The 26,411-nt window shown below is 66.5% G+C and carries 23 protein-coding genes and 3 pseudogenes; 15 read left to right on the top strand and 11 right to left on the bottom strand.

Going from position 1 to position 26,411, the window contains the following annotated elements:
- Positions 1-68 precede the first annotated feature (68 nt).
- The 5 genes from ACZ37P_RS02665 (at position 69) to ACZ37P_RS02645 (ending at position 5,650) form a co-directional block, all read left to right on the top strand.
- Complete coding sequence (locus ACZ37P_RS02665) at positions 69-1,871, top strand: FG-GAP repeat domain-containing protein (RefSeq protein WP_467344453.1); 1,803 nt, start codon at positions 69-71, stop codon at positions 1,869-1,871.
- Positions 1,872-2,112: 241 nt separating this feature from the next.
- Entirely contained in the window at positions 2,113-2,274 is a 162-nt protein-coding gene (locus tag ACZ37P_RS02660) for a DUF6368 family protein (protein WP_467344452.1), read from the top strand.
- A gap of 569 nt (positions 2,275-2,843) precedes the next feature.
- Entirely contained in the window at positions 2,844-3,590 is a 747-nt protein-coding gene (locus ACZ37P_RS02655) for a hypothetical protein (protein ID WP_467344450.1), read from the top strand.
- Positions 3,591-3,947: 357 nt separating this feature from the next.
- Positions 3,948-4,292 (top strand): hypothetical protein, encoded by a 345-nt coding sequence (locus ACZ37P_RS02650; RefSeq protein WP_467344449.1) that lies wholly within the window; start codon positions 3,948-3,950, stop codon positions 4,290-4,292.
- A complete protein-coding gene (locus ACZ37P_RS02645; protein WP_467344448.1) occupies positions 4,289-5,650 on the top strand; it encodes an AAA family ATPase in 1,362 nt (453 codons plus the stop codon). Before ACZ37P_RS02650 ends, ACZ37P_RS02645 begins: the two co-directional genes overlap by 4 nt.
- Before the next feature lie 429 nt (positions 5,651-6,079).
- On the opposite strand, the pseudogene ACZ37P_RS02640 reads toward ACZ37P_RS02645, so the two are convergent.
- The 6 genes and pseudogenes from ACZ37P_RS02640 to ACZ37P_RS02615 form a co-directional block, all read right to left on the bottom strand.
- A pseudogene (locus tag ACZ37P_RS02640) lies at positions 6,080-6,244 on the bottom strand (nucleotidyltransferase domain-containing protein); the annotation flags it as partial.
- Between the two features lie 104 nt (positions 6,245-6,348).
- Entirely contained in the window at positions 6,349-6,876 is a 528-nt protein-coding gene (locus ACZ37P_RS02635) for a hypothetical protein (RefSeq protein WP_401314242.1), read from the bottom strand.
- 339 nt (positions 6,877-7,215) lie between these two features.
- Entirely contained in the window at positions 7,216-7,719 is a 504-nt protein-coding gene (locus ACZ37P_RS02630) for a DUF2637 domain-containing protein (protein WP_467344446.1), read from the bottom strand.
- Positions 7,720-7,856: 137 nt separating this feature from the next.
- A complete protein-coding gene (locus ACZ37P_RS02625; protein WP_467344444.1) occupies positions 7,857-8,774 on the bottom strand; it encodes a hypothetical protein in 918 nt (305 codons plus the stop codon).
- A 321-nt stretch (positions 8,775-9,095) separates the two neighbouring features.
- Entirely contained in the window at positions 9,096-9,569 is a 474-nt protein-coding gene (locus tag ACZ37P_RS02620) for a YxiG-like protein (RefSeq protein WP_391042624.1), read from the bottom strand.
- Positions 9,570-9,591: 22 nt separating this feature from the next.
- On the bottom strand, positions 9,592-10,173 hold the full coding sequence (locus tag ACZ37P_RS02615) for a S1 RNA-binding domain-containing protein (RefSeq protein WP_467344442.1): 582 nt from the start codon (positions 10,171-10,173) through the stop codon (positions 9,592-9,594).
- 142 nt (positions 10,174-10,315) lie between these two features.
- Here ACZ37P_RS02615 and ACZ37P_RS02610 point away from each other — a divergent pair, with 142 nt between their 5' ends.
- Complete coding sequence (locus ACZ37P_RS02610) at positions 10,316-10,555, top strand: hypothetical protein (protein ID WP_467344440.1); 240 nt, start codon at positions 10,316-10,318, stop codon at positions 10,553-10,555.
- A 54-nt stretch (positions 10,556-10,609) separates the two neighbouring features.
- On the opposite strand, the gene ACZ37P_RS02605 is transcribed toward ACZ37P_RS02610, so the two are convergent.
- Positions 10,610-10,984: a hypothetical protein gene (locus tag ACZ37P_RS02605; protein ID WP_467344439.1), complete on the bottom strand. Its 375-nt coding sequence runs from the start codon at positions 10,982-10,984 to the stop codon at positions 10,610-10,612.
- Positions 10,985-11,352: 368 nt separating this feature from the next.
- Here ACZ37P_RS02605 and ACZ37P_RS02600 point away from each other — a divergent pair.
- Positions 11,353-11,706: pseudogene (locus ACZ37P_RS02600) on the top strand (LacI family transcriptional regulator); the annotation flags it as partial.
- A 546-nt stretch (positions 11,707-12,252) separates the two neighbouring features.
- Positions 12,253-12,870, top strand: coding sequence for a DUF6000 family protein (locus ACZ37P_RS02595; RefSeq protein WP_467344630.1), 618 nt, complete (start codon positions 12,253-12,255; stop codon positions 12,868-12,870).
- Between the two features lie 219 nt (positions 12,871-13,089).
- Here ACZ37P_RS02595 and ACZ37P_RS02590 read toward each other — a convergent pair.
- Together ACZ37P_RS02590 and ACZ37P_RS02585 are read right to left on the bottom strand one after the other, a co-directional pair.
- Positions 13,090-13,766 (bottom strand): annotated as a pseudogene (locus ACZ37P_RS02590) (hypothetical protein).
- Between the two features lie 115 nt (positions 13,767-13,881).
- A complete protein-coding gene (locus ACZ37P_RS02585; RefSeq protein WP_467344437.1) occupies positions 13,882-14,556 on the bottom strand; it encodes a DUF488 family protein, N3 subclade in 675 nt (224 codons plus the stop codon).
- Between the two features lie 931 nt (positions 14,557-15,487).
- On the opposite strand from ACZ37P_RS02585, the gene ACZ37P_RS02580 reads away from it, so the two are divergent.
- Positions 15,488-15,925 (top strand): restriction system modified-DNA reader domain-containing protein, encoded by a 438-nt coding sequence (locus ACZ37P_RS02580; RefSeq protein WP_467344436.1) that lies wholly within the window; start codon positions 15,488-15,490, stop codon positions 15,923-15,925.
- Between the two features lie 171 nt (positions 15,926-16,096).
- Positions 16,097-19,405, top strand: a complete 3,309-nt coding sequence (locus tag ACZ37P_RS02575; RefSeq protein ID WP_467344435.1) for a type ISP restriction/modification enzyme — start codon at positions 16,097-16,099, stop codon at positions 19,403-19,405.
- A 754-nt stretch (positions 19,406-20,159) separates the two neighbouring features.
- Here ACZ37P_RS02575 and ACZ37P_RS02570 read toward each other — a convergent pair.
- Together ACZ37P_RS02570 and ACZ37P_RS02565 are read right to left on the bottom strand one after the other, a co-directional pair.
- Complete coding sequence (locus ACZ37P_RS02570) at positions 20,160-20,771, bottom strand: YdcF family protein (protein WP_467344628.1); 612 nt, start codon at positions 20,769-20,771, stop codon at positions 20,160-20,162.
- A gap of 53 nt (positions 20,772-20,824) precedes the next feature.
- Positions 20,825-21,616: a GntR family transcriptional regulator gene (locus ACZ37P_RS02565; protein WP_467344433.1), complete on the bottom strand. Its 792-nt coding sequence runs from the start codon at positions 21,614-21,616 to the stop codon at positions 20,825-20,827.
- A gap of 423 nt (positions 21,617-22,039) precedes the next feature.
- Here ACZ37P_RS02565 and ACZ37P_RS02560 point away from each other — a divergent pair, with 423 nt between their 5' ends.
- The 5 genes from ACZ37P_RS02560 (at position 22,040) to ACZ37P_RS02540 (ending at position 26,276) form a co-directional block, all read left to right on the top strand.
- Positions 22,040-22,333, top strand: coding sequence for a hypothetical protein (locus ACZ37P_RS02560; RefSeq protein WP_467344431.1), 294 nt, complete (start codon positions 22,040-22,042; stop codon positions 22,331-22,333).
- Positions 22,330-22,815, top strand: a complete 486-nt coding sequence (locus ACZ37P_RS02555; protein ID WP_467344429.1) for a Pycsar system effector family protein — start codon at positions 22,330-22,332, stop codon at positions 22,813-22,815. Before ACZ37P_RS02560 ends, ACZ37P_RS02555 begins: the two co-directional genes overlap by 4 nt.
- A complete protein-coding gene (locus ACZ37P_RS02550) occupies positions 22,812-23,660 on the top strand; it encodes a DUF2637 domain-containing protein (RefSeq protein WP_467344428.1) in 849 nt (282 codons plus the stop codon). Before ACZ37P_RS02555 ends, ACZ37P_RS02550 begins: the two co-directional genes overlap by 4 nt.
- Complete coding sequence (locus ACZ37P_RS02545) at positions 23,660-24,046, top strand: RRQRL motif-containing zinc-binding protein (protein WP_467344426.1); 387 nt, start codon at positions 23,660-23,662, stop codon at positions 24,044-24,046. The genes ACZ37P_RS02550 and ACZ37P_RS02545 overlap by 1 nt, the downstream gene beginning before the upstream one ends.
- An 82-nt stretch (positions 24,047-24,128) precedes the next feature.
- The gene (locus ACZ37P_RS02540) at positions 24,129-26,276 is read left to right on the top strand and encodes a cell division protein FtsK (protein WP_467344425.1); all 2,148 of its coding nucleotides are present in this window, start codon (positions 24,129-24,131) and stop codon (positions 26,274-26,276) included.
- Positions 26,277-26,411: the final 135 nt, after the last annotated feature.

Raw genomic sequence — 26,411 nt, 5'->3', positions numbered from 1 at the left:
CGTTCCCGGCGGATCGGTACCGTTCGAACCGTCCCTCCTCACGCCTCGTGCCCCGTGCCTCGTGCCTCGTGCCCCGCGCCACGCCGCCGTTGCCGGTTCCGGCGGATGTCATCAGCGCCGGTACGACCGGCTTCCTCTCGATCGGCCTGGACTCCGACCTGCTGTGGACCCGGTACGCGGGCGGCGCCACCACGCCGCTCGGCAGGGACATCGGCCGGTCCACCGCGACCTTGATGCACGGGTCGGTGTCCGACGTCGTGGCCCTGGAGCGCGGCACCGAGTACGACACGGACCACCGGGTGGAACTGCACGACATGGGGACCGGTGACATCTCGGTCGTTCCGTTGGGGAGGAACCGTTCCCTGAAGGGGGTCGTCGGATCGACGGTGGTGGCGTGCCGGGTGCCGTATCCCACGGATGACACGTGCACCGAGGCGCACTTGATGAGTGTCGCTGACGGAGTCACGACCGACCGGGTGGTCACGGGCCTGCCCGGCGGTGCCTTCGGACTGCGGGCGGCGGCCGCCACGACCGGCGCGCTCGCGCTGTCCTACAAGACCTCCGCGGCGGGCGGGACCACGGCCGACGGTCTCGCGGTGGTCGACCTCGCGTCCGGTACCGCGACCACGTCGCACCTCGCCTCGGCCGGATTCACGACCGCCATTTCCCCGGCGTACGTGTCCAGCGTGAGCACCGGGAACGCTCCGGTGCTGAGCGTGGAGAACCGGGCCACGGGCACGGTGACGCGGCTGTCCGCGCTGGGTCCCGGCTACCCCCTGACCGGCCTGGCAGGGAACTGGGCGGTGTTCGGTCCGAACACACAGCTCGGGGCGGGCTCGGCCGACTGGGACTTCTCCTTGCGGGCCGTCCCGGTGGGCGGCGGCGCCGTGCGCAAGGTCCTGGACCACGCCACCACCGTCGTCCCGGCGCCGGACGGCGCGGTGCTCGTGACGGGCGGCACCGTCGCCAAGGGCGAGGGCGTGTACCGGGTTTCCGTCGGCCCCGACGGCGCGCCGGTCGCCGACATGGTCGCCAGCAAGGGAGCTCCGACCAAGCTCGCTCTCCTCGGCTCCAGCGTCCCCGCGGTGGCGAATCTCGACCCGGCGCCGTGGAAGGCGCGGTGGCAACTGTCCCGCAGTAACGCCGAAGTGACCGTCACCCTGCGCCACACCGCGACGGGAGCCGTGGGCCGGTGGCATCTGGACCGGACCGACAACACCACCGATTGGGTGCGGATGGACTGGGCCGGGCGGATCTTCATGGACTGGACCGGGGGGATCGACAGCGGCTCCGCCCCCAACGGTGCCTACACCTGGCAGATCACGGCGAAGCCGTACGACAACCTCGGGCCGACGCTGAACGTGAGCGGCGGCTTCACCGTCGCGCGCCCGCCCGCTCCGCACGACTACACCGACAACGGCTCCCCGGACATCCTGGCCCGCGACAGCTCCGGCGTCCTGTGGCGCGAGGACACCGTGTACTACCCCGAGAGCCACCAACTGACCGGCTCCGACCGGGTCAAGGTCGGGCCGGGCTGGAACATCTACAGCCGGATCGTCGCGGTCGGCAACATCGCCGGCTCCTCAGCCGGTGACCTGATCGCCCGGGACAACGCGGGCGTCCTGTGGCTCTACACCGGTACGGGCAAGGGCACGTTCGCCGCGCGGACGAAGATCGGTCCGGGCTGGAACGTCTACACGCAGATCACCGGAACCGGAGACTTCACCGGCGACGGCCGTGCCGACCTCGTGGCCCGCGACGGCTCCGGTGCGCTGTGGCTCTACCGGGGCACCGGAAACGCCGCCGCCCCCTTCGCCAAACGAGAGCTCACCGGAGTCCTCCCCGCCCACCAATACAACACCGCCCTCTGACCGCCAGCTCCCTGCCGCGTAGCAGCTCGCGCGCTATCCGCGTGATCCATGGGGGACGATGACCCGGCTGGATGCCCTCCGAGCCACGGCCGGCCCGGTATCGGCGACCGAGCCGGCGGAGTCCGTCCCCGCACTGGTCCGCTCCGCGGCACCGAACACGCCGACGAGGCGGACCATGAACCCCTGATGGGCCCCACCCCGCCCCCCGCCGACCACGTCGTCACGGCCTCCCTGACAGCCGTTGTCAAGGACATGGCCGGCGGCGTCGCCAACGCCGAACTCGCTTGTGGTTGTCCTTCCGGGCAACCTCGCTGTGATGACCGAACCGTGGACCGCCGCATACGGCTCAGCGAAGTTCCTCCGGGCATGGGCCCAACAGCCGGGCTTCCGCCTCCTGAAATAGTCGGACTCAGTCCCCCCGCTGATCGCAGCCCCATCCTTCGAACATGCCGTCAGCACATACCGCATCTGGGCCGCCCCCGCCTCCACCCTCGACCACCCGGGAGGCTCCCACAACGCCGTGGGGGGCGGGTCTTCCGCATCGGAAGATCGTCTCCCAATTTTCTCCCAGAGAACCCGGCTCCGGAGCTGCCCAGTTACGCCGACCGGCGAGAGGCGACCGACACATCGTGACGCGGCGTCGGATTCTCTTCCGACCGGCGGGGGCCCAAATCATCCTTGTACGACTGCGGGGCCCCGTACCTCGGCTCAGGGCGCTCTGATGGGGGGACATCCTGCGCATCGACGCGTCCGGCAGTCGCATCGAGTGCCAGCCCTCCGCACCGGGTCGAGGACACTCGCCGCCCCCACTCGTGCTTATCGGTGTTCGACCGCCCACGATCCAGGCGGTTCCGTCAACGCACTCGCCCGACGTCGGCGACGTCCACAGTTCAGCGATCCGGTGCAAAGGTCCGCGTGGACTGGTTGAGTAGGAGAACCGGTGGGGACGTGGTGACTTAAGGAGTTCATGCCATGGCGACAGATGCCTCCGATGGGCCGGTTCCGCCAGCAGCCGAACGTGGGCAGCGAGCCCTCGACCTCCTGGATAAGGCAATTGACCTCCAGACGCCCCTGGTGCGGAAGAACATCGCCCGGGCACGTCAGCGGAACGACGAGGCGACACCAGCACAGGTGATCCGCAATCTGGAGCGGATGTACGTCAGCGCCCTGACGGGGACGGGTGCGGCAGTTGGAGGAACCGCTGCCGCGCCCGGCGTCGGCACGGCGGTCGCACTGGCACTGTCGGCAGGCGAGACTCTCTCATCTCTCGAGCTGAGCGCCCTTTTCGCGCTCTCGATCGCCGAAGTCCACGGCATCCCCATCGACGAGGTCGAGCGCCGCCGGACGATCGTGATGGGAATCATGCTCGGCGGGAGCGGCTCCGCAACGATAACCAGAATCGCCGAGCGCACCGGGCAGCACTGGGGACGTCAGGTTGTATCCAAGGTGCCTGTTGAGACGTTGCGTCAGATCAACAAGATATTGGGGAGGAACTTCGTCACGAAGTTCGGCACCAAGCAGGGCATCATTGTTCTCGGTCGAGTGGCACCGTTCGGTATCGGTGCTGCCATTGGTGGTGGCGCCAACGCTGCCATGGCCACCCTGGCGGTGAGGGCGGCGCGTCGCGCGTTCGGCCCACCCCCGACGTCATGGTCAGGGCTGACGGCGACCACACCGGCTCCGGCCGAGGATTCGCCAGACCCTCGCCCCGTGGACTGATGGAATCGAGCACCCCACCTCCGCCACCGGAGTCGACTACGACACCTCCACAGCACTCCGCGACGCCTGACGGAGCTCTTACCGAGGAACTCACACCCAACCGTCTGGGTTGAACGCGGCATGCAAACAGCCGCATGCGCGTGTCGGGTCCACTTGCAACCACTCCTTCCAGGGGGCACGCGGGGACCAAAGTTCAGCGCGTCCAGACAATCGGTGCGACGGAGGGGGACTTGCAAACGGGGGAAGCCCTCTCATGGCCAGGTCACTCCCCCTGCGCCACCCAGCGGTGCTGGTCGTCGGGAACGTGCTTCGGACCGGACGGTGCTCAGCAAAGCCAACAGGGTTTCGCTGCGCCCGATGATCACGCTGTCGGTGCCGGGGCCAGGACGATTCCGTGTCGGCGACGAAGTCCGGAGTCCCGCCCGCCAGGCCCAGGAGGCCACCGTCCTGGCGATCCGAGGTGAGGGCGACGGGCCGTACGAGATCGACCTGGAGCTGAGCAAAGGCATGGGCCGTTCCCAACGGCCGCCCGCGCCGCCGGGTTCCGTACCCGCGCTGGGCGAGGAGGTCTGCTACACCTCCGTGTCCTTCTTCAGCATGCCCGCCGCACTCCCCGATGACGAGGCCACGCCCTGGACACACGGCGGTCCGCCGCCTCCCCACCGGCCCACCGACGACGACGCCAATGAGGTCTGGGAATGACGACGGCAGCATCTGCGTCCCTTACGCCCGGTGAACGGGCCGATGACGCCGTCCGATCAATCCTGGCCGGCATCGACCAACTCGCGGCCGGCACGTCCCGCGGGCTCGTCGTCGACTCGCCGCCCGGGGCAGGAAAGTCCACGCTCGTGGTCCGGGCGGCCGCCCATCTCGTCGCGCAGGGGCACGAGGTGATGATCGTCGCCCAGACGAACGAGCAGGTCGACGATCTGGCCCAGCGCCTCGTCGAGAGCCATCCGGCGCTGACGGTGGGCCGGCTCCTCAAGAGCAGCGGATCTCTGGCTCCGCGGCTCGTCGCCCTCGGCAGAGTCATGGGCGCCCGCAGGATGGCCGACTTCGAGACCCGCCCGCCCGTCATCATCGCGACGGCCGCCAAGTGGGCATGGATAACCGACGACCACGGCCACTGGCCGCTCGCCATCATCGACGAGGCGTACCAGATGCGCTCCGACGCCCTCCTCGCCTGCGCGGGCCTCTTCGACAAGGCCCTGTTCGTCGGTGACCCCGGACAGCTCGACCCCTTCAGCACCGTGGCGACCGAACGGTGGCACGGACTCAGCTGGAATCCGCTGAACAACGCGGTGGACGTGACGCTTGCCCACAACCCGACGACGGCGCTGCACGCCCTGCCCGTCTCCTGGCGGCTGCCAGCCTCGGCCGCCGAACTGACCCGACGGGCCTTCTACCCCTTCACCAGCTTCGACGCGGGGACCGGCCCGGACGACCGGCACATGGCACTCCTGCCGACGCTCGGCCGGACGCCGGTCGACCTCGCCCTCGACGCCGCCGCCGAAACCGGCTGGGGCTACTACGAACTGGCCGCCCGGCAGACGCTGCGCACGGACCGCGAACTCGCCGACGCCCTCGCGGAATCCGCTCTACGACTGCTGACCCGCGGCACCACCACATCCTGTGAGCAGGCGCCGGAGGGCCGGACCCTGCTCCCCACCCGCATCGCGATCGGCGTCTCGCACAACGACCAGGCCGAGGCCGTACGAAGCCGTCTCCTCGCCGAGCCGCGGCTGACCGGCGTCACCGTCGACACCGCCAACCGCCTCCAGGGCCGCGAATTCGACGTCACCCTCGTCTGGCACCCTCTCTCGGGCCGCGTCGACGCCAGCGCTTTCCACCTGGAGACCGGCCGCCTCTGCGTCCTGCTGTCCCGCCACCGCCACGCCTGCCTGGTCTTCGCCCGCGCGGGCATTACCGACCTCCTCGACCGCCACCCCTCCACCCAGCCCGTCCACCTCGACGTCCCACCCAAATTCCCCGACGGCTGGCGCGCCCACCAGATCGTCATGGAGCACCTCAGCCGCCCGGAACATCGTGTCCAGGCCTGACGTAGGCATCGTTGCCGACTGGCCGGGCGGCAGTGGATTTGGATCGCGAGCCCTGGCGGGCACTGGCTTGTACGCGGTGCCAGGTTCGCTCGGGTACCGCCGGTCAGCAGGCCGAGCGCGCTGTCGGCATCAAGGCCGAGGCGGGCACCCAAGCCTCCCTAGGGTCTCGGCTGATGCTCAACTCCGTTATGAGCAGGTAAAGGTCACGGCTTAAGCGCCGCCGTTGCCCCGAACCTGACGCGTAGTCAAAGCGAGACGCAATGCGCACGCTGTTGGGGGCAGGAGGGGCATGGCAGCGAGCCTGGCGGCTTTACGGAAGGCATGTGTTCCGCGGAAGGACGTACTTGAAGGCGGGTTGGCAGACAACCACTTCGCGGCGCAGCTGGACAAGGTGGTCCGCGACGCGGAGCACTATCCGGTGTGCCGGTGAATGGTCGACCGGTACGGTGCCGGCTCGCCGTCCAGCAGGGCGACGATGTCCAGGTCGGAGGTCGCCGTACGCCGATCCGTGATGACGCTGCCGCCGAGGAAAGCTGCCCGTGCGCCGGGGTGGTGTTCTTCGACAACGGCGCGTGCGGCATCGATCGGGTCCATGAGGGGATTGTCGACTGAGGGTCGATCGAGCGCACCGCGGTTTGACCCTGGAAGCTGGGGTCTCGGGCTATCGGATGCGGCGGGTAAGAGCCTTTGTGAGCAGATCAGTCGATGCCGTCACCGTCCACGTTCCAATGTTGGGGGAGGCTCGACTCGCAGAAGACGCAGACGAAGTCCTCTTCCCGCACGATGTTGACCTGCCCGCAGCCAGGACAACGCCGGAACACGACACCGTGAGTGAAGCCGTCCGGGTGCGCGACGCCGATACGGATAAGAGCGGCAGTGACGGCACGCCATGAGGCGAGATCCGGGCAGTATCCCGTCGATTGGTTGCTGATTTCGGTGACCACCCACTCTCCGAGGGTCTGGGCGAAGGTCATTTCGCCTGCGCTGAGCACCGGTTGTGCGCCGGAACATGACACGTGTTCGCTGCGGCGGGGCGCTAGGCGCAGTAGGCCGTCAACGCCCACCACGAAGGTGAAGGGTTCCGCCGACTCTTCCAGCCCATGGGTGGAGAGCCACCTGGACAGATCTTCGGAGGTACGGATCCTCTGGCCCTCGTCGCCGGACACTACGCGGGCCTTCAGCTCCGGCGGCCCCACGTACTCGTAGAGCCGCCCTTCCTTAGTCACGGCGTCACGCTACCGGCCGGTCGCGTCGAAGCTGGGCGAATTACCTCCTCCTGTTGGCACGCTGCGAGGGCAGTGGAGGTCCAGGTGGCACGGGCCGCGACGTCGGCGTGGGGCGTTTCTCCTGTGGGCGGCTCCGGGGCGTTGGGAGGGTCGGCGGTGCGGGCGCTCGGGGGCTGGTTGCGCCGGATCTACGAGTACCCCCACCGCCTTCGTCGGCTCAGCCCTTGGGCGATGCGATCGTTGCCAGCGGACAGTCCGGCTGCCTGGATCGCCTCGCGGGCGGCGGCGCGGCTCACCTGGCTGGAATCCGGGTGGGCGTGGGCGATGACGGCGGCCAGCTCATCGATGGAGGCGTCGGCTCGGCGGCCGGTGCTGCGTGCGGCCGTGGCGGGTGACCAGGATGTGGAGGTGGGTGGCGCCGCCCAGGGCCATCGGGGCGATCGTCGACAGCACGGCGACGGTGTGGTTGCCCAGGACCAGGACGTGGGTGCCGGGGGAGTTGAGGCGTACCGAGTGCAGGGAGTTGGCCCACAGGCTGGCGGCGGTGGCGGCGCCGAAGAGGGTCCAGGCGTAGAGGCGCGCGCTTCGGGGAGCGTCGCGGAGCAGCAGGATCGTGCGGACGCCGTACGCGATGAAGCCGTCGATGACGACGGGGAAGAGGTAGCTCAGGTCGGGGCGGACGTGGGTGGCCAGAGCGACCTGGCGGAGCGAGTCGAAGGACAGCACGCATCCGCAGGCGCCGAGCAGGACGATCACGAGGCGGTCGAAGGGGAGCGACCGGGGGCGGGTCCGGTCCGGTATCGGAGCGGAGTGGTCGGGCTGGGGCGGGGTGGACGTGGGCATGCGGGGCTCCATGCATGGAGGTGGGCGGCGCGGCGCGCGCGTCAGCGCGGGCAGGCGGCATCACCCGGTGGGTCGGGGGAGGGGCGCGCGTCGGGACTGGGACGGGCGCGGAGCGGCTTCAGCCGCGAAAGGCGAGGTCAGGCTCTCGCGCCGGCCAGCGGGCCCGGGTGACGGTCGCTGAGAGAGGCGCGGACCAGGGCGCGGCCTCGGGCGGCGGTACGGGCACGCTCATCCAGGGCATCGGGCGGCAAGGCGTCTGCGCCTGCGCAGGTGCGGCAGATGCCCTCGTACGGAGCCGGGCGCGCACACGCCGAGCACTCGTATCGGCGAGGCCGCGACGATACGGCGGCCGGTTCGACGGCCGGAGGCAGCTTGCGGGTCAGACGGTCGCGCAGGAGGGCAGACGCGCTGTGGACGCGTTCGGGCAGGCCGCCCAGCAGGGCGAAGCCGAGATCACGCGGACCCAGGCCACGCTCCAGCCAGGGCCCCACCAGCGGCGCGAGCGTCATGGCCTCGGCCGCGCCGAGGCGTAGGCGGGGCTCAGCCGAGGTCACCGTGTGGAGCACTTCTGCCGCCTCGGCGAGTGCCGGGCTTGGGGGTGCGGGCGTGGTCTCCCGCCGCCCGCCCGGGGCCATCCGCCGAGCGGGGAGGGTGGGTTCTTTCCCACGGTCCTTTACAGGGTGGGAGTCACGCGCGCCGTCGGCCGGTCGACCGGAGCCCGGGAGTACGGCACCCGGCGCCACCTGGGCAGTCGCGTACGCGGTGTGCGGGGTGTCGTACACGTGACTTTCGCTGACGAAAGTGCCGTCCGGGCGCCGAACCCGCTCGACCCGGTAGTAACCAGCCGCCGTCAGTTCGCGCAGCGCCTTCGCCACGCTGAGGCGGCCCTGGGGGCTGGTGTCGGCCATGTGGCGGCCGTCCTCGCGCCAGCCGTCGGGGCGCGAGAGGAGGTCGGCCAGCAGGCCGCGGGCGGTGTAGGACAGCCGTCGGTCCTGCAACAACGCGTTGGGCAGGACCGTGAAGCCGCGCGTATGGCGGCTACGATGAATCTGCATCGGGAGTGAGTTCCTCCTGTGCCGGACCCCGGAGCGTTGGCGCGCTGCCGGGGTCACCCTATTAAGTTCGTCGGTGACAGAACGTACCACGCGGTTCGCCCAAGATCGACTGCTCTTGGGCGACTTGCGATCATGCGGAACGTTCCTCCCGAGAACGAGGAAGCCGACGTCGGCGTGAAGCGAGTACACGGCGTCCTCCCTCGGTCAGCGGTCCGAGCTGCGCCCGGCGGTGGGAGCGGACGGTACACCCTTTTCCCGGATGGGCCTGCGACGCCGATTCCCGTATGGTCCTGGCGCCCCGCGGGATCACGGTCCGGCGGGTCAATCCGTGGTGAAGGGCGCGTAACCCACCGGCAGCTCGCTGACCTGCAGATCTGAGAAGACCAGGGTGAGACGGTGGGCATTGGTCTCGATGCGGACCTCATGGAAGTCGATCCCGATGCTCTGCTTCCAGCGACGTGCGGTCTCGGACTCGGAAAGGACGGTGGCGCCCGGGTAGAAGGGATGCCACTTCACGCCCCAGACGTATCCATCGAGGTCGACGCCTGTCTCGTAGTCGATGAGGCGCTCGTCCAGCGAGGAACGCCAGGTCTCCGGCTGCACCGTCGTCTGGCAGCGGGCTTCGACGCAGTACTTGAAGAGGTACCGCACGTAGGCCGGTTCGATGCCGGTGCGGGGATCTGCCGTCATGTGAACAATGACCTCGTAGTCCCGCATGTAGCTGGTGTAGCCGTGATGCACCACTGCGCTGTCGAAGGCATCGTTCAGCAACTGTTCGAGGAGTGCGGCATCCATGTCGCTGTTCTACTGCACGTGATCAGCTGTCCGTGATCGGTCCCTGTCGGGAGAGAGATAGCCGGCGGCGGGTCCTGTCGACCTCGGTGACGACGACCGTCATCTCCTCGCCGACGCGGACGACGTCCGACATCGCCTCCTCGGGCCCTGCGACGAGGTGTTCCTGGTGGACGAACCCTTCGATCCCTTCGATTCCCTCGATCCCGTCGACCCGGACGAAGACGCCGAACGGCACCACCTTCGTCACCTCGCCGCGCAGTTCCTGCCCCACCACGACGCGGTCGGCGAACATCTGGAAGGGGTCCGGCTGCATCGCACGCAGTGACAGCCTGGCCTCCAGGTTCCACGTGTCGAACTGGAGGAATTCGCACGTCACCCGCTGCCCGACCTGGACAACCTCGGTTGCCTCATCGAAGGACTGCCAGGAAAGTTCGGGGTAGGTGATGAACCCGACGCCGGGGAAGAGCGGGTGGCTGGGGCCGTCGTCAAGGGCGACGAAGACCCCGAACGGCTCAATCACCGCGACGGTGCCGGACAGCGTCGCGCCAGGGGCCAGCGATGTGAGGAAGGCCCACATCTCCGGGTGCTCAGGCACGCCGCTCATGCGGTTCACCTTTCAGCTTCACACCGACCGCCCCGTACGGAAAGCTGCTGTCCTGGCCAGTAGCTTACGGGGGCTGCAGGTCCAGGCGGTTCGGGCGGGCGATCAGGTGTGCATTGCCCCTGGCACCAGGTAGGGGTGGGGCATGGGGATGTTCAGCGGAAAACGGGCCGGCCAGCGGGAATTTCCGCCGGAGTTGGTCGACGAGGCCAGGGCCAATCCTGGAGGCTGGGTCTACGAGATCGACGGGGAGATGGTCGACGACCCGAACGGGGACGTGCCCCCCGAGGCCATTATCGGAGCGTGGCAGGTCAACGCACTCGGGAAGATCTACGGTGACTTCCAGCCGAATCCGAACTACTGGCCAGGAGTGGAGGGCCCGTAGCCCGGCGTCGGTGCGCCGGACGGCCCAGGCCACCACGGCGCAGTCATAAGGCGATTACTCGTCCTCCAGCCGTTGGAGGATCTGCTCGAAGTCGCCTTCGTCGAGTACGCCGCTGATCGCCTCGGTCATGTTGGTGATGCCGGCCTCGCGGACGATCAGGCCGTCCGGGCACCAGAAGTAGCGACCGCCCGTCTCCTCGCCGGTCTGAGCCCACCTCTCCATGAGGCGCTGCACCTCGGCGACGGTGAACACGGTGGCGCTCCAGCGTGAGCCGTCCGTCAGGCGGACCTCGGCGTCGACGTTGCACACCGCGTCCAGATCCTCGCCCGCACTCGGCAGGAAGGACGCCACGAAGCGATCCGTACGGACCCGGTACCAGGGCTCGTCCCACCAGCCCTCGGCTGCCTCGGAAGGCGCATCGTCGGTCATCGCGCGAGTATGCCGAGCCGGGATCCTGGCGCTCAACCGACTTCTCGTCACAGTCCGCCGGGATGCGTCCGTGATTCCGTGCCAACGTCCCGGCGCAGTCGCCCGACCAGGGAAAAGTTGCACCCTAATCCGCTCCCGCAGGGCCGCGACGACGAGGTACAACAACGCCTCGGTCAACCGAACGCCGCTACCGAACAGCCGAGAGAGGAGGGCTCATGCATTCGCCAGTAACGCCGCCGCTGGGTCCTCAACCGGTCTCGTAAAGCGATGCACTGACGCTTCGTCAGCCTGAGCAATCACTCGGTCCGAGAGGAACGGCCGCTCGCCCCGCCCGAGGCCAGCACCTTGCCGTCCGTCAGGTCGGCGAGATCAACCGGCACCACGTCGAGCAGTGGGAACGCCAAGAGCGAGGCTATGCGGCCGCCACCCTGACGACCTGGCGCAGCACCCTGCACCTGATCGTCGGTGACGCCGTGGACGACGGGCTCCGCGAGACGGACCCGGCCGCGCGGCGCAGGGGACGCGGCAAGGGGGCCGGGCGGTCACGCAACCGCGGGCCGGAGAAGGTGATCACGGACGCACTCGGCATCCTGCTCATCGCCGAGCGCGCCGCGCTGCTGACCGGACGGGACGACGAGTTCGTCGCCGTCGTCACCAAGGGCTACACCGGTGTCCGCTGGGGTGAACTCATGGGCCTGGAGACGCAGTTCATCCGGCCCGGCATCCCCGCCCGGGGAAATGAACCCCGGCTCCCCGGTCGCGGCGCTCGACGCCCTGCTGAGCTCTCACCGGGCAAGGTCTCTCAGTGAAGACCGGTACGAGCAGAGGCAGTTGAAATCCTCCACCGGGTTTCATGCCAGGCTGGCCCGGAACACCCCTGAACTGCCGCCCTCCGAGCGGGGAACGGCGGAGCTCGAATCCCCAGCCTCTCCGTCGCCGTGACGAGACCGGGACCGGGACCTCATCCTGATCCGCCGTGATGGCGCGGGCGTTCCGCTCACGAGAGCCGGTTCCGCCTCACGGTCGATGTGAACGGTGCCATGTCGTGAGGCTGGCCTGACAATGCCGCCGTGCGGTCATCCTCCCGGAAAGACCCGGCGAGCAGGGTCGCCAGTTGGGCACCGGGCCGGACGGCCGACTCTTCCAGCGCGTCGGAGGTCACTCAGCCGACGGCACGTGGCGAGGTGCGTAGGCCGTCGCCTTCCGTGGACCAGAAGCGCATGGAATTGACTGGCCTCGATTAGCACGTGCACGGCAAGATCGGCCGTGTGATACGCCATGCCCATGACGATGCCGAGCTGCTGGCTCTCGTTCGCCGCTATGTCACGCCCGAACGGCGGTACCTGAAACTCGGCGGCGCTCTGCTGCGCATGCAAGCTCCTGAGTATGACCGATTCATGCGAGATCTCTGCGAGGACGCGAGACTCATCAACGCGGACGAGATCGCCATTCTTCTTGAGGGCGGCTGGCGAGAGCGCAGAACTGCTGCTTGGCTCGTAGCTGTCTCCCGCCGAACCGAGTTCCGTGAACACCTTGGCAATCTCCTGCTGGCCAGCGAGGTCTGCTGCACTGGGCTGGCCTACAGCGTGACCCTGGCCAGTTTCGGTACGGCGCGTGATGCTGAGCTGCTCGCCGCCTACCTCGATCGCTACCTCCGCCGCCCTGACCTCGCGTACGACCAGGCTGTGGTCATGGCCGCTCTCCGGTTCATCGACCTGAATCTGGGAGCTGATCAAGCAGATCGCTTCCTGGGCCAGGGCGGCTCGTGGCAGCAGTGGCTCCATGATGCGCCTCACATGCAGTGCGACACGGACCCAACTCCTTCCCATCTGAGCCTCATTCGTCAGCTTTGCGCATTGGTCGACGAATGCGCTGGGGCGGGATGACGGCCCCATCTCGTGGCCGTTTCGTTGGACCATGGCCCGCCGCTCCGACAGGCCACCCCACCCCATTGCGGTTGAATGGGTGGGGGTGGTGTGTCTAACCCTGCGATCGCGTCCTTCGGCGTTGTCGGCGCAGGTAGCACAGTGTCGGCCCGTCGTCGGCCTCCCCGGCGGCGGGCCGGCTCGCTCGCCCTCGAACAGTTCATCTGCCGTGCGTTCGGCTCACAAGCTGAAGAGGCCGTCCTGGACGTATTCCACGACGCGTCGCTGCGGGTAGAACAGGCCCAGGAGCATGAACGTCTTGGGGTGGGCCGCGATGTTCCCGACGAAGAAGTGGACGGCCCGGTCAGAGGTGAAGATCTCGTCGAACCAGCGTTGCCGCAGCTTGTTCAGAACTTCCTGCTCGCCGTACTTGCGCAGGAACCTGCGGTACGACGCTCCGGCTTCCCAGTCCTGAAGCCCCATGTGGTGGCCCGGACAGTCGTCGTCCACGCACCGGAAGCGATAGCGGAACTCGATCGGTACCCATTCGAGCCGACTCATGTCGTTGTCGAACAGATCGAGCTGGTCGGCCAGTGCGGCCTTGGAGGCCGTCCAGGGCTGGGCATCCACCAGGCGGAAGTCCGTGACCTCGGCGGGCCGGAAGATGCCGAGCGACGTGCCGCGTCCTGGTCGGGGTTCGGCCGTAGGCTCTCCGGGCGTCTGTCCCGACTGTGCGGCTCGACATCGACTTCGATGATCGAATACTTGGCGAACTGGACGCCTTCTTCGAGAAGCCGGAACGGCACCGGGAACAGGCGAACGTGCTGAGGCACTCTCTGGTCCAGCCTTATGTCGGCGACACAGCTGGTCTCGCGGTATTTGTTCGACAGCTCGGGATACGTCTTGACCGTGATCATGATCCGCGCGCGTTCCGGCGTCCCTGCCATTCCGCCCCCTCCCCTGATCCCCTCGATCAGATGAGAAAGGAGCTATGCGCATTTTGCAAGGGTGCGTACGAGGCTTGGGGGGAAGTCAGGCCAGCGGGTGTACGGCTACGGAAGCCTGCTTTCGGACCGTTTCCAAGACCACCTGGCGGTGGCAGCGATTCTCGTCCGCCTCGAAGCACAGCACCGCGACGCGTGAGTGCTTGGCGTGGGCGGCGAGGCGGTCGAGGTCCGAGCGAGCCTCGTCGGAACGCAGGACGCTGCGGAACTGAGCCTTGCCCTCGGCGAGGCGGCCGTCCCAGAAGGGTGCCCTGTTGGCCTTCGGATTGCCCAGGGCGCGCAGGTGGGCGTACTCAATGCCCGCTCCGCTCAGTGCGGCTCCGAGCCGTGTCTTGCTGAAGCCCGGCTTACGACTGATGGGCGTGAGTCGAACGTCGGCCACGATGTCGATTCGGCTGTCCACGAGTGAGGCGACGAACGAGTCGATGTCCCGGCCCTCGTAGCCGGCGGACCACAGTCCCGGGCTGGCTTTGGCATCCTGGAACAGGTCGTCCAGTGATACCCCGAGAGCACTCGCGATCTTGCCGACGGTGAAGAAGCCCGGCTGGATAGCCCCTTGGTTCTCCAGCCGCGCGAGTGTGGAGGATTGGATTCCGGCTTTTTCCGCAAGCTGTTCACGTGTCCAGCTTCGTTCAGCCCGCAGTTCACGGACTCGCTTCGCGAGAGCGCGATTGTCGGGCTGCTGCAAAAGGTGACCGGCCATGAATCGTGATCCTAACGAGCGCTGAGAAGGGATGACCAGATGCGGTGGTGCCTTTGAGCGGAGAGACCCGAGGCCGCGCACTATTCGGCTGGCTTTCTGTCTCGATCGAGCGGCGGCGGTCAGGATCGAGCCGGACTCGCATGCGATGTACTCAGGCGCCCCGCGAGTGGCTGATCCATGGCACCGGACGCCGGGGACGTGGCTTCGTCCATGGGCCCGTCGCTCCGGCCGCGACCGCGTGACAGCGCCGCAGCTCGGCCTGGGGCAGGGCGACCCCGACCAAGATCTTCTCCCAATATTCTCCCAAGACCCCCTCGGAATGCCGTGAGGGGCGGTCTTCCTGATCGGAAGACCGCCCCTCACGTGCAGTGTCACCAGTCGGGGTGGCGGGATTTGAACCCACGGCCTCTTCGTCCCGAAGCAGCCCAGGCGGTTGTGTGACCTGCGGTGCTTTTAGGGCTGACCAGCGAGAACAGCCCGCCCGCATCCGGGGAAGTCCACGGAAGTACGGGGCTGTTGTAGCGCAGTTAGACACTCAACCGCGCTCTGTTCAAGTGGGGGGCGGACGCGCACACGGTTCCGGAGGGCCATGACTTCGCGGGGAAGCTGCCGGTCAGAGCTGTCCCTGACTACTGACGGCTCAATCCTGTCCACAGGTCGTCCACAACTGGGTGGGCGTAGCTGAGTAAGGACGCCATTTGCTCGACCCGTCGGCCCGAGCGGGGGCCATGTCAGTTTGGCAAGTCACTCTGCGGCACGGCCTCGACCTGATCGTCAACGTGGTGGCCCCATGAAGTGGCAGTTCAGGATGCCGGTCGACACGTGGCGCTTACAACAGAGGCGCTTGCCTCCCGACTTCGGCTGCACTTGCGCTTCAGACTGCAAGTCTGCAAGACTTCAAAGTCCACAGCCTTGACTGAGGAGCCGACCCATGCCCATGCGAACGATTGAGATTGACGACGAGGTGCTCGCGTTCCTGCAGCGTCACAGTGAACCCCTGATCGACACGCCGAACGACGTGTTGCGTCGGCTTCTCCTACGAGAGAAAAAGCCTGTAGGTACGCCTGGCGTCCGCAAGGCCGGGGACCTGATGCCCATGATCGAAGCTGGTCTAGCTGCGGCAGGAGATCGGCTGCGGCACCACCAGCCTCGACGTGGACAGACTCATGAGGCGACCATCACCGCCGACGGGTGGATTGAGCTGCCGGACGGTCAAGTCTTTCCGAAGCCCTCGCCCGCGCTCAAGGCGCAGACAGGTAGCGAGATCAACGGTTACGGGAAGTACACCCATGTCCCAAGCGGCCGCCTCCTTCAAGAGCTCCGAGAGGAGATTAGGCGGCCCGGTAGAGGCCCGCGAAGTAGCAAGTAAGCCTGACAGAGGTTGATGCCGCTAGTAGGCTTCTCAGTGCGAATTGAGTCCTGAGCTCGTCGGGTCATCCCTCATCCCGGCTGAAGCCACAGTGCTCTCGTGAAGTTTTCAGGATGCTGTAGAGACAATGCCTAGTAAAAATGCTAGGCGGTTCGTTCCTAAGGGGACCACGTGAACTTTTCAGACCTGGTCGCGAAGTACGGGGTAGACGCCAAGAATCGCTTGGCCGGGCCCGGTGCACGTGAAGCTCTCCTGATTACACCCATTACTAATCTTGTCGAACAGGCTGGCGCTCTCCTAGGGAAGTCCGTTATTGCTCACAATGAGGTTTCTGAGCTGGACGGAAGTGTGCGACCCGACTTCGGAGTGAGAGTGAACGGCCTTTTGGTCGGGCATGTCGAACTCAAGGCGCCGGGCGTTAGTCTGGACCCAACGTCTTATGGTGCCTCTACACATAACTACAAACAGTGGCAGCGTCTCCGGGAACTTCCGAACCTGCTCCATACGAACGGAACGGAATTCAGGCTTTGGCGCTACGGGGAACTTGTAGATGAGCCTGTACACATTCATCGACTTGACCTCACCCGTGACCCTGGACTCCTGACAGCTCCTGGCCGTCTTGAGCTGATCATCAATGCATTTCTCCAGTGGTCTCCCACGCCCATCGTGTCGGCGCAAAAGTTGGTTAGTGTACTCGCCCCTCTCGCGCGCCTTCTACGTGAAGAGGTGCACGCTGCTCTCCGAGCAGAACGGCGAGCCATCAAGGCGGGACAAGACCCCCTCGCCATGCCGTTCACGGGCATCGCGAAGGACTGGCGGCGTCTCCTTTTTCCTCAAGCAACAGATGCCGAATTCTCCGACGGCTTTGCGCAGACTGTCGTCTTCGCTCTGCTCCTCGCCCTTAGCGAGGGAATTGACCTCGATAAAGTGCCAATCCGTGAGGTTGCACACAAGCTCGAAGGTCACCATTCACTTATGGGCAGGGCGCTGAACCTGCTGACGGAGCACGTCGAACGGACACCCGCTTGGACTGCCATAGAGGTCATTGTCCGGGTTCTCGGCGTAGCAGATTGGCAGCGGCTCAGGTTTAATAGCGACCACCTCTACCTGCACCTGTATGAACAGTTCCTTGCCCTCTACGACCCCGAAAAGCGGCGTAAGTCGGGATCGTACTATACTCCAGTGCCCGTTGTGGATTCGATGGTGAGGCTTACCGACTTGGCCCTCAAGTCGTACATGGGTAAGCCTCAAGGTCTGCGCAATCCAAACGTTGGCATTGTGGACCCGGCTATGGGAACTGGGACTTACCCGCTTTCGATTTTGCGCCGCGTCGCCGCTGAGGCAGCCGAGCAATACGGACCCGGTGCTGCTCCTGAAGCTGTCAGTAATGCCATCGCTCGCATGTACGGCATTGAGCTTCAATCCGGTCCTTTCTCCGTTGCCGAACTCCGTATCAGCTCCACTGTCAGTGAGCTTGGTGCGGAACTTCCGGACGGCGGGCTGAATCTGTTCGTCGCAGACACGCTTGAAGATCCACACAGTGCTAGCGATAGTCAGCTCTCCTTCACAGCTCAACTGATCGCGCGACAGCGACAGGATGCCAACAGGATGAAGCGTGAGCGCAACATCCAAGTTTGCATCGGAAATCCTCCGTATAAGGACCACGCCGGCGGGTTGGGCGGATGGGTAGAAAATGGAGTTGACCAGGTTTCGGGACGGAATCCTCTCGACGCCTTTCGGTGGCCGGGAAACGGCAAGCATGAGCGTCATCTAAGCAACTTGTACGCTTACTTTTGGCGCTGGGCGACCTGGAAGGTTTTCGAATCCACGAATCAGAAGGATGTGCGTGACGGCGGAAATGGGATAATTTGCTTCATTACTGCGACAGGCTATCTCGCTGGCCCCGGATTCAAAGGCATGCGCGAGTACCTACGCCGTAAATGTTCTCACGGCTGGATTATCAACGTCACGCCAGAAGGGAAGCAGCCACCGCCTGCCAATGCTGTATTCAACATCGAGACACCAGTGGCTATCGCTATCTTCTTGCGAAAAGAAGGGACGCGCGAGGACGAGCCGGCTGAGATCGCGTACATCGATCTGCATGGTACTAGGGACCGCAAGTTCGCGCAGCTCGCCGAGCTCGAATTTGGCGACCAGCGGTGGCGTGCTGCTCGGCCCGAGTGGACGGCTCCCTTCACACCGGCAGCGGCCACAGGATGGGATGAATATCCTGCCGTCGAAGACCTGCTGCCTTGGCGTGCTAATGGTGTAATGGCGGGACGTGGCTGGGTCTATTCGCCTTCGCGCGATATTCTAGATCTTCGTCTTCGAAGCGTAATTAACGAGGATGATTCTGCCGAAAAGTCGAAGTTGTTTAAAGAGGGGCGTGACGCATCCCTCACTAAGACGAAAAAAGCGCTGGCGGGAGCTGACACGGAGCACGGAACTAACGTTCCACTCGGAAGCGTTGCGCTGCTCACTGATGTTAAAGCCGTACGATGCGGGTTTCGCACGCTCGATAGGCAATGGCTGATCGCCGACTCGCGACTTCTGAGTCAACCATCTCCAACACTGTGGGAAGGTCGAATCGAAGGGCAGGTTTTTGCGATCGAGCTGCACTCGGAGTATCCAAGGAGTGGTCCAGGACTCGTTTTCACTAACTTGATTCCCGATGTGCACCATTTCCGCGGCAGCGGTGGGGGTCGAGCGCTGCCCAAGCTATACCCGGATGGCACAAGCAACGCCGCCCCGGGGCTTATTGCAGCTCTCTCTCGCAAGCTTGGAAAGAAAGTTTCTGGAGACGACCTCTTCGCATATATTGCTGGCGTCGCAGGACATTCTGGCTTCGTTGCTCAATTTGACGATGAGCTTCACACTCCGGGCCTGAGAGTGCCTGTGACAAAAGATTCCAATCTGTGGGATCGGGCTTGCCGTCTAGGCAGGTATCTTCAGTGGCTACACACCTACGGTGAAGTTGGTGAGCACCCCGACGGCTACACTGATCTGCGAGATCCGAAAATTCCAACTGGGCACCCTGTTTATACTGTTTCGGTAGGAAACAATATGCCCGCGAATTGGCGGTACGATGCGGAGAATCAAGCACTGCACGTTGGGGCCGGACGGTGGGATGGCCTAAGCGAACAGGCGGCGAGCTACGTCGTGGGTGGTAACAAGGTACTAGACTCCTGGCTAGGATACCGCCTGCAAATTCCGAAGGGGAAAGTGACGTCGCCCCTGGATAAGCTTAACGCGCTTCAATGGGATCCCGACTGGTCCGCGGAGCTCAGCAATTTGCTCAGTATCCTCATGCAGTTGGTTGAACTTGAGGATCGTATGGGTGAGCTACTTTCGGATGTTATTGCCGGGGAGATTTTCACGCGAGAAGAGTTGTCCTCGGAAGGGGTTAGTTGGCCCCATAAAGATTCTGACCGAGCACCGCATTTGGCGCCCACGGGAACACTTTTCGAGGACTTGCCGTAGGGTCTGAGTGCTCTTCCGTAGGTAGCTTCGGGACGGTTTGGCATTCGGAGAGGGAGCCCATCGGGGAGCACGTGATCGTTCAAGGTGATGGCGTGATGCGGTTCCCTTGGGGCTGCCCCACAACCACCGTTTTCCCATCCCATCCCATCCCATCCCATCCCATCCCATCTGCCGTCACGCCCGCACCTCTGTGGAGCGGGCGTGGTTCAGGGCGTCAAGGTGGAGCGCGCCACTATACGAACGACCTTGACGCCCTGGGCCGCGACTGCTCGGCTTGCCCCGGGTCGATGGCAGACGGGATGGGACCTCCCGCACCCCTCCCACGATGCTCGCGCGGTCGCCGGCCGGTCCTGGTCCATCCTGGAGCCTGAGCGCCCCCGCCGGAGGCATCGTCTTGGCCTGGACTGTGCGGTATCACCTCATGCCGCCGGCCAACCCACCCGCGGGCGCGCGCGGCGCGGGCCGTGCCGAGCGGGGCGGAGACAGGAGCGACGGCGCGGCCAGGCGCCGGACGCGCGCCCGGCGGAGCGGCAGCGACGCCGGGAGCCTTGATGAAGTGGAAAAACTTTGCGGAACTCGCTTTCGGCGACTCTGCCCTACGCGCGGCGGCTCTGCTCAAGAGCTGTAACACCAGGAGTGTTACAGCTGTCTTGTCCGGACAGGCCGGACACCTCTGCGCAGTGCTGTCCGATCTGTCTCAGCAGGTCAGAAGCTCAACCAGACAGTCAGACAGGAAAGAAACGGAGGCCGTCGCTCAACTGGTTTGGGCTTTGTCGGGTACCAAGCGGCTGGTGAATCCGCCGGTGCGCAGATCTTGGTACGCAGCTTCTACGTCGTGGGGAACGTCTTGGGTGATCAAGAGACCCTGCGCGGGGTAGATCAGGAGACGCTGGAGAGCGCCCACCAACATGTCGATGACTAGGCTGGGGTCTCGGATGGCAGCGACGTACCTGTCAAAGGTCAGCGGCGTGGATGCGCAGACAAACGAAACCGTTGGCCAGAGCTTCCGGCCTGTGGCGTAGGCGCGGCGTTCTTCGTAGGGCTTGCTGACCAGTAGGACTGACGTGACGTCCACGCCGGCCGCTTCCAGGAGCTCTCGCGAGAAGGTGATGTTCTCGCCCGTGTTGCGGGCTCGGGGTTCTACGAGGATCGCGGAGTCCGGGACGCCGAGCTCTAGGGCGCGTTCGCGGTAGTGGACGGCTTCGCCGCAGGGCATCTTGGCTTCGGTCGTGCGGCTGGTGGCACCGGTCATGACGATCAGGGGGGCGAGGCCGCGGTGGTACATGTCGGCCGCGGTGTCCGCGACGCCGAGATCGTGGCTGCCGAGGGCGATGGCCACTGAGCACGGGCGCGGCTCGTGGTGCATCTGGAGGTAGTCCCAGAGGATCAGGGCGTCTGCGCGGACTTCCGGTGAGAGGGTCACGCGGGGTCTCCGTCCTGGGCTGAGTCGGGCACCTTGAAGTCGTATTCCCACGCGAAGCGGGATGCGGCATGGACACCGAGGGCGAACTCCACGACGGTGCCGTCTGCCGTGTACATGGTGCGGTGCAGCTCTACGACGGGCTCACCGGCCGGCAGCTTCAACAGGTCCACCTCGTCCGGGGTGGGCATACGGGCGAAGATTCGCTCTCGCATGTGGTCGATCTCGTATCCCGCGTCGTACAGCACGCGGAAGCCGCCGCCGCGGCCGGCGGGCCCTGGAGTCGGATCAACGATGCGCGTGCCCTCGACATGCTCGGGGCGGTAGTAGCTGGTCAGGGTGTGGGTCGGTTGGTCACCTTCCTTGACGAGCCGCGCTCGCGCGTAGACCTGGGCACCCTCTGGTAGCCCGAGCGCGTTGGTGACGAGCGGACTTCCCTCGACTCGGCTCACGGTCTGGGTCTGCTCGCCGCGGTGGTACGGCCGGCCCGAGGCCACGCGGTCGGCGATGAACGCCACCTCGTCCCCGTCGCGCCACTTGGCCTTGTCGTAGCGCGCGATGCCGAGCCGCTTCAACGGCGTCTGCTGACGTACGACCGTGCCGTGCCCGCGTGATGACGTGACGAGCCCTTCCGCTTCCAGCGCCTTGTACGCCATGTGCACGGTCGACTTGGAGCCCTCACCTGCTTCGACCAGCGTCCGGATGTGCGGCAGCGGCTGACCAGGCTTGTAGTCGCCGTTCCGGATCTCATCGGCCAGCCGGTCCGCGAGTTCTCGCCACTTCGACGCCATCGCGCCTCCTCTCAAGGCGTCCAGTCAAACATAGTCCCAGGACTGTTGATAGTCCTGGGACTGCGATGCATTCTCTTCTCAAGCGGTTCGCAGTCCTGGGACTGCGAACGAGTGGTCTTGTTTGTGCTGCTCAGGCGCCCGGAGGGCCGTGTAAGCGGTCTGAAGGAAGCGCTCGTTCCTTGAGAACTGAATCGCACGGCGCCTGGCAAGCAGACCGTGCAAGCACCAGTGGTTTTGGTCCCGCCGCCGCAGTTCAGCGGCGGCGGTGGCCATGGCCACTCGTCATCGACGTATGGCTGTCGCGCCCCCGATTCGGACCGCCGCGACCTGCTCGCACGCCATCTTCGCCGCGGTGGCTGGACTCCCCAGCAAGGTCGCCCGCCGCCGCGGCTCTCCCCGCTCCGCCGATTACAGGAGAGCTGTATGCGCTCGTACATCGGCCATCATCAGGCCGTCAGTGACACCGACTTCGTAGAGCTGGCCCTCGGCACCCCGGTTGAGCTGTGGCTCGGGGTCGAGGGCGAAAACGAGGAAGAGCGCGCCGCCCGGCTGGCGGCGGCGCGCGACATCCTCGCCGACGACCCCACCCTGCCGGACCGCGTGAGCCAGGTCGCCGCCGAGGCGATCGAGGCTTACGCCCCGGAGCTGTTCGGCATCATCCCGCTGCCGCGCCCCACGTCGCGGCGTCGGTTGGGCCGGAAGGGGGCGGCGGCATGAGCGCCCCTGACCGGCCCACCGCGGAAGCGGATCGGGTAAACGCGAACCTCGACGCCGCGCGGGCCGACGTGAAAGCCGAGATTGCCCGGACGGACAACAAGGTTTCACTGTTGCTGGCGTTCGTCGGAGCCTTGCTGGCAGGAGTGTGGACGGTCGCCACCGGTCGCCACTTTCCCGTGGGGGCGATCGTGTTCGGCCTCGCCGGTGTCGCTGTGCTGCTGACGGTGGCCGGGCTGCTGTTGTGGGCGGCCCGGCCGAACCTGGGCGGCGGCCGACCGGTCGGTTTCCCGCTGTGGGCGGCCCTCACCCCGGAGGAAGTCCGCACGTCGTTCGCCCGGGATGACCGGCCCAAAGACGTCGTGGCGCTGTCGCGAATCGCGGTCGCCAAGTTCGTACATCTGCGGCGCGCGGTCGATCTGACCTGCTTCGCCGGCGCACTGCTGGTCATCGCAGCCCTGATCATGCTCGGGGGTGCGGCATGAACCGCACTGCCAAAGCGCTGCTCGTCGCGGCGCTCGTAGTCGTGGTCGGGATGGCGTTCCGGGTTTCCTGGAACGCGCAACGCGATGTCGCCCGCGCCGTGGGCGCCGACCATGCCGCGGCGCTGCTCTACCCGTTCGTGGTCGATGGCCTGATGGCCCTTGCCCTGGTCGCCACGCTCGTACTGACCGGCGCCGACCGGCGGTTCGCTCTGCGCGTGCTGGCCGGATACACGGCCGCTTCGCTCGTCCTCAACTACGTGCATGGGCTCGCCCGTGCGCTGCACACGGACGCGGCGAGTCGGATGCACTTGGCCGACTGGGCGCCCGCGAACTGGACGCTCGTCCTGCTCGCCACGTCGCTGCCGGTCGGCTCGATCTTCTTCGGGTCGGATCTGGTGGCGAAGGTTCTGCACCACCGACCGGTGTCGGTCGCAGATCAGGATCATTCATTTGTCTCTACTGCAAATCGGTTGGGGTCTGACCTGGGCAAGTCGGCGTCGCCGGTAGTACCCGCTACGCCCGTTCCGGCTGGGCTGGAGTCGCCCAAGTCGGAGCCGATTGAGTCGGCTCCGGTCGCTGCCGCTGTCTCGACTGGGAGTGGCCCGCGTCGGGCAACCGGTCGGGTGCCGCAGTCGGCTCGTACGCCCCGACCGAACCGCACTCCGGAACAACTGCTGAGCGAGGCGCGGGCGGTCACTGCCGATTGGGACGACGCCGCGCTGACCGGTGAGGCGATTCGTAAGGCGGTTCGTACGTCGGCTGCCAACGGCCGTACGTTGCGGGACGCGTTGCGCGCTGAGCGGTCCGAGGGCAGCGGTGCCGACGACGCTGAGGCGGCGGCCTGATGTCGCTGACCTTCGGCAAGTGCTACGACCCGACCGGTGCCAAGTGGGGAATCCCCACCTACCCGTGGCGCCTGGCCCCGGACGGCATGGCGACGCGGCGGCAGCTACGTGCCCGCGGCTTACGGCCGGGCGGTCAACCGATAGCGGCGCAGGTCATGCGCCGTTCCCGCCGCCGTAAGTCCGGCTCCGCAGTGGCGTATCTGTACCGCGTGGACCTGGCCAAGCCGGTCCGTCCGATGACGCCGAACAAGTGGGCCGCGCACGCATCGGCGATGCTCGCCCGCCGCACGTGCCCGCAATGCCGCACCGACGCCGGATACGTCATCCCGACCTCGCTCGGCTGCTGTGTGTCCTGCGCGTACCCCGAGGAACAGTGCGCCGCTTGACCAGCACAAGGGCCCGGCCGTTCACCGACCAAAGCGCCGGCCGGGCCCCGACTCCCCATCCAAGAAGAGGAGTACGGCAATCGTGTCTGACATCAACATCCCTGACCAGCCTGAACCCCCGGACCACGGGGGCGCCGAGGTGGTCGACATCCTGACCAAGCGCGTCGCGCCCGCCGGTACGGCCACGGTTGAGCGGGACCCGGAAACCGTCGTGATGGTCGACGGTCCCCAGCCTACCGGGCCGGGCTTCCTCGCCCGCGCCATGGGCGCCAAGCGGCACGACCTGTTGCCGGTGTGGCTCACCTCCCGTGCGGAGTTCGCTACGGCCGCGAAGTGGGCCGGTGGTTACAGCGCCCACCTCGCCGGGTACCACGCGCTGCGCGTCCTGCCGTACGCCGGGCGGCTCGCGCTGCGGGCGCCGGCGGGGGCCGCGAAGTTCATCAACGGCACCATGCGATGGGTCACCGACGCCGAAGGAATGCCGGTCCGCGCGGACGCCGTGCTGCGCGAAGACGCGGGGGACTACCTCAAGCTGTCGCGGCAGCGGGACAACCGCGTCAAGCTGCGCAGCATCCTGTTCGGTCTGGCCTGCCTGATCGGGTTGCCCACGGCGCTCGCGCTGTGGATTCTGGCACCGACGTGGCTGCTCGCGGTCGCCGGTACCGCGGTCACGCTAGCGCTCGGCTGGTACGGCACTCCGTCCGACCGGCCGATCGTCACGCACGCCGTGGACGTACCGGACACACCCAAGCTCACCGGCGACATGGTGCTGACCGCATTGGCGTCGCTGGGCATCGCGCCGGTCAATCAGGCCGTTGCCAAGGGCGGTCGGGCGCTGGTGTCCACTGCCCCGATCACCCGCGACGGTCCCGGCTGGCGTGCCGAGGGCGACCTGCCGCTCGGTGTGACCGTCGCCGACGTCATCGACAAGCGCGACCGCCTCGCGTCAGCTCTGCGCCGGCCGCTGGGCACGGTGTGGCCCGAGGGCGACCCGGCCACTCACACCGGCCATCTGATCCTGTGGGTGGGGGACCAGGACATGAACAAGGCCAAACAGCCCGCGTGGCCGCTGGCCAAGTCCGGCAGCGTGGACCTGTTCAAGCCCGCGGGGTTCGGCACCGACCAGCGCGGCTGGTGGGTGGAACTCACCATGATGTACATCGCCGGAATCATCGGCGCCATTCCGCGCATGGGCAAGACGTTCCTGCTCAGGCTGCTTCTGCTCATCGCCGCACTCGATCCGCGGGCCGAGCTGCACACGTACGACCTCAAGGGCACCGGCGACCTCGACACCGTGGGCGACGCGGTGGCTCACCGGCACCGCGCCGGCGAGGAGATCGAGGACATCGAGTACGCCATCGCCGACATGCGCGGACTCCGCGAGGAACTGCGGCGGCGGGCCAAGATGATCCGTTCCCTGCCGCGGGACATCTGCCCGGAGTCCAAGGTGACCAGCGAACTCGCCTCTAAGCGCAGCCTCGGGCTGCACCCGATCGTGGTCGGGGTGGACGAGTGCCAGGTCTGGTTCGAACACCCCACGTACGGGGCGGAGTTCGAGGAGATCTGCACCGATCTGGTCAAGCGCGGCCCGGCCACCGGCATCGTTCTGCTGCTTGCGACGCAGCGGCCGGACTCCAAGTCGCTGCCTACCGGCATCAGCGCGAACGCCTCGACGCGGTTCTGCATGAAGGTCATGGGCCAGATCGAGAACGACATGGTGCTCGGCACCGGCGCCTACAAGCACGGTGTGCGGGCCACCATGTTCGCCTGGGCGGACAAGGGCATCCACTACTTCGTGGGGGAAGGCTCGGACGCCCGGATCGTCCGCAGCGTCTACGCGGACGCCGAAATTTCCGAGCGCATCGCCGCGCGTGCCCGCGCCACGCGGGACAAGGCCGGCACGCTGTCCGGTCACGCCCTGGGGGAGAGCCCGGAGGCGGTCACCGGCCCGTCGTACGACCTGCTCGCCGACCTGCTCGCGGTCATCGCCCCGGACGAGACGAAGGTCTGGTCCGAGACCGTCGTCGCCCGGCTCGGGGAACTGCGGCCGGACGTCTACGGCGGCTGGGAGCCCGACCAGCTCGCCTACCTCCTCAAGCCGCACGGCATCACTACTGGCCAGGTCTGGGGCAAGACCGAGGACGGCAAGGGCGCCAACCGCCGCGGCGTCACCCGCGCCCACATCACCACGGCGATCGCGGAGCGTGACAAGAAGCGGGACGCGGGCTGACTCCGGAACGGCGCTAGGTCTAGCACCGGCACCCGCTAGACCTAGCGCCGCGCCTAGCACCCCATCCGGTACCTGATCAGCCCGCTAGTTGCTAGCGGGCCACCTGCTCAAACCCCGGAAACCTGCCCTGGAGGC

This window comes from Streptomyces sp. NPDC024632, assembly GCF_055559175.1.
This window is presented reverse-complemented; position numbering and strand designations above follow the sequence as displayed.

Coding starts and splice junctions, on each gene's coding strand:
- ACZ37P_RS02585 (WP_467344437.1), bottom strand. CDS start 14,556: ATGGCCGGTCACCTTTTGCAGCAGCCCGACAATCGCGCTCTCGCGAAG.
- ACZ37P_RS02615 (WP_467344442.1), bottom strand. CDS start 10,173: ATGAGCGGCGTGCCTGAGCACCCGGAGATGTGGGCCTTCCTCACATCG.
- ACZ37P_RS02555 (WP_467344429.1), top strand. CDS start 22,330: ATGAGCGCCCCTGACCGGCCCACCGCGGAAGCGGATCGGGTAAACGCG.
- ACZ37P_RS02650 (WP_467344449.1), top strand. CDS start 3,948: ATGATCACGCTGTCGGTGCCGGGGCCAGGACGATTCCGTGTCGGCGAC.
- ACZ37P_RS02570 (WP_467344628.1), bottom strand. CDS start 20,771: ATGCACCACGAGCCGCGCCCGTGCTCAGTGGCCATCGCCCTCGGCAGC.
- ACZ37P_RS02610 (WP_467344440.1), top strand. CDS start 10,316: ATGGGGATGTTCAGCGGAAAACGGGCCGGCCAGCGGGAATTTCCGCCG.
- ACZ37P_RS02620 (WP_391042624.1), bottom strand. CDS start 9,569: ATGGATGCCGCACTCCTCGAACAGTTGCTGAACGATGCCTTCGACAGC.
- ACZ37P_RS02605 (WP_467344439.1), bottom strand. CDS start 10,984: ATGACCGACGATGCGCCTTCCGAGGCAGCCGAGGGCTGGTGGGACGAG.
- ACZ37P_RS02645 (WP_467344448.1), top strand. CDS start 4,289: ATGACGACGGCAGCATCTGCGTCCCTTACGCCCGGTGAACGGGCCGAT.
- ACZ37P_RS02580 (WP_467344436.1), top strand. CDS start 15,488: ATGCCCATGCGAACGATTGAGATTGACGACGAGGTGCTCGCGTTCCTG.
- ACZ37P_RS02550 (WP_467344428.1), top strand. CDS start 22,812: ATGAACCGCACTGCCAAAGCGCTGCTCGTCGCGGCGCTCGTAGTCGTG.
- ACZ37P_RS02625 (WP_467344444.1), bottom strand. CDS start 8,774: ATGCAGATTCATCGTAGCCGCCATACGCGCGGCTTCACGGTCCTGCCC.
- ACZ37P_RS02655 (WP_467344450.1), top strand. CDS start 2,844: ATGGCGACAGATGCCTCCGATGGGCCGGTTCCGCCAGCAGCCGAACGT.
- ACZ37P_RS02560 (WP_467344431.1), top strand. CDS start 22,040: ATGCGCTCGTACATCGGCCATCATCAGGCCGTCAGTGACACCGACTTC.
- ACZ37P_RS02565 (WP_467344433.1), bottom strand. CDS start 21,616: ATGGCGTCGAAGTGGCGAGAACTCGCGGACCGGCTGGCCGATGAGATC.
- ACZ37P_RS02630 (WP_467344446.1), bottom strand. CDS start 7,719: ATGCCCACGTCCACCCCGCCCCAGCCCGACCACTCCGCTCCGATACCG.
- ACZ37P_RS02545 (WP_467344426.1), top strand. CDS start 23,660: ATGTCGCTGACCTTCGGCAAGTGCTACGACCCGACCGGTGCCAAGTGG.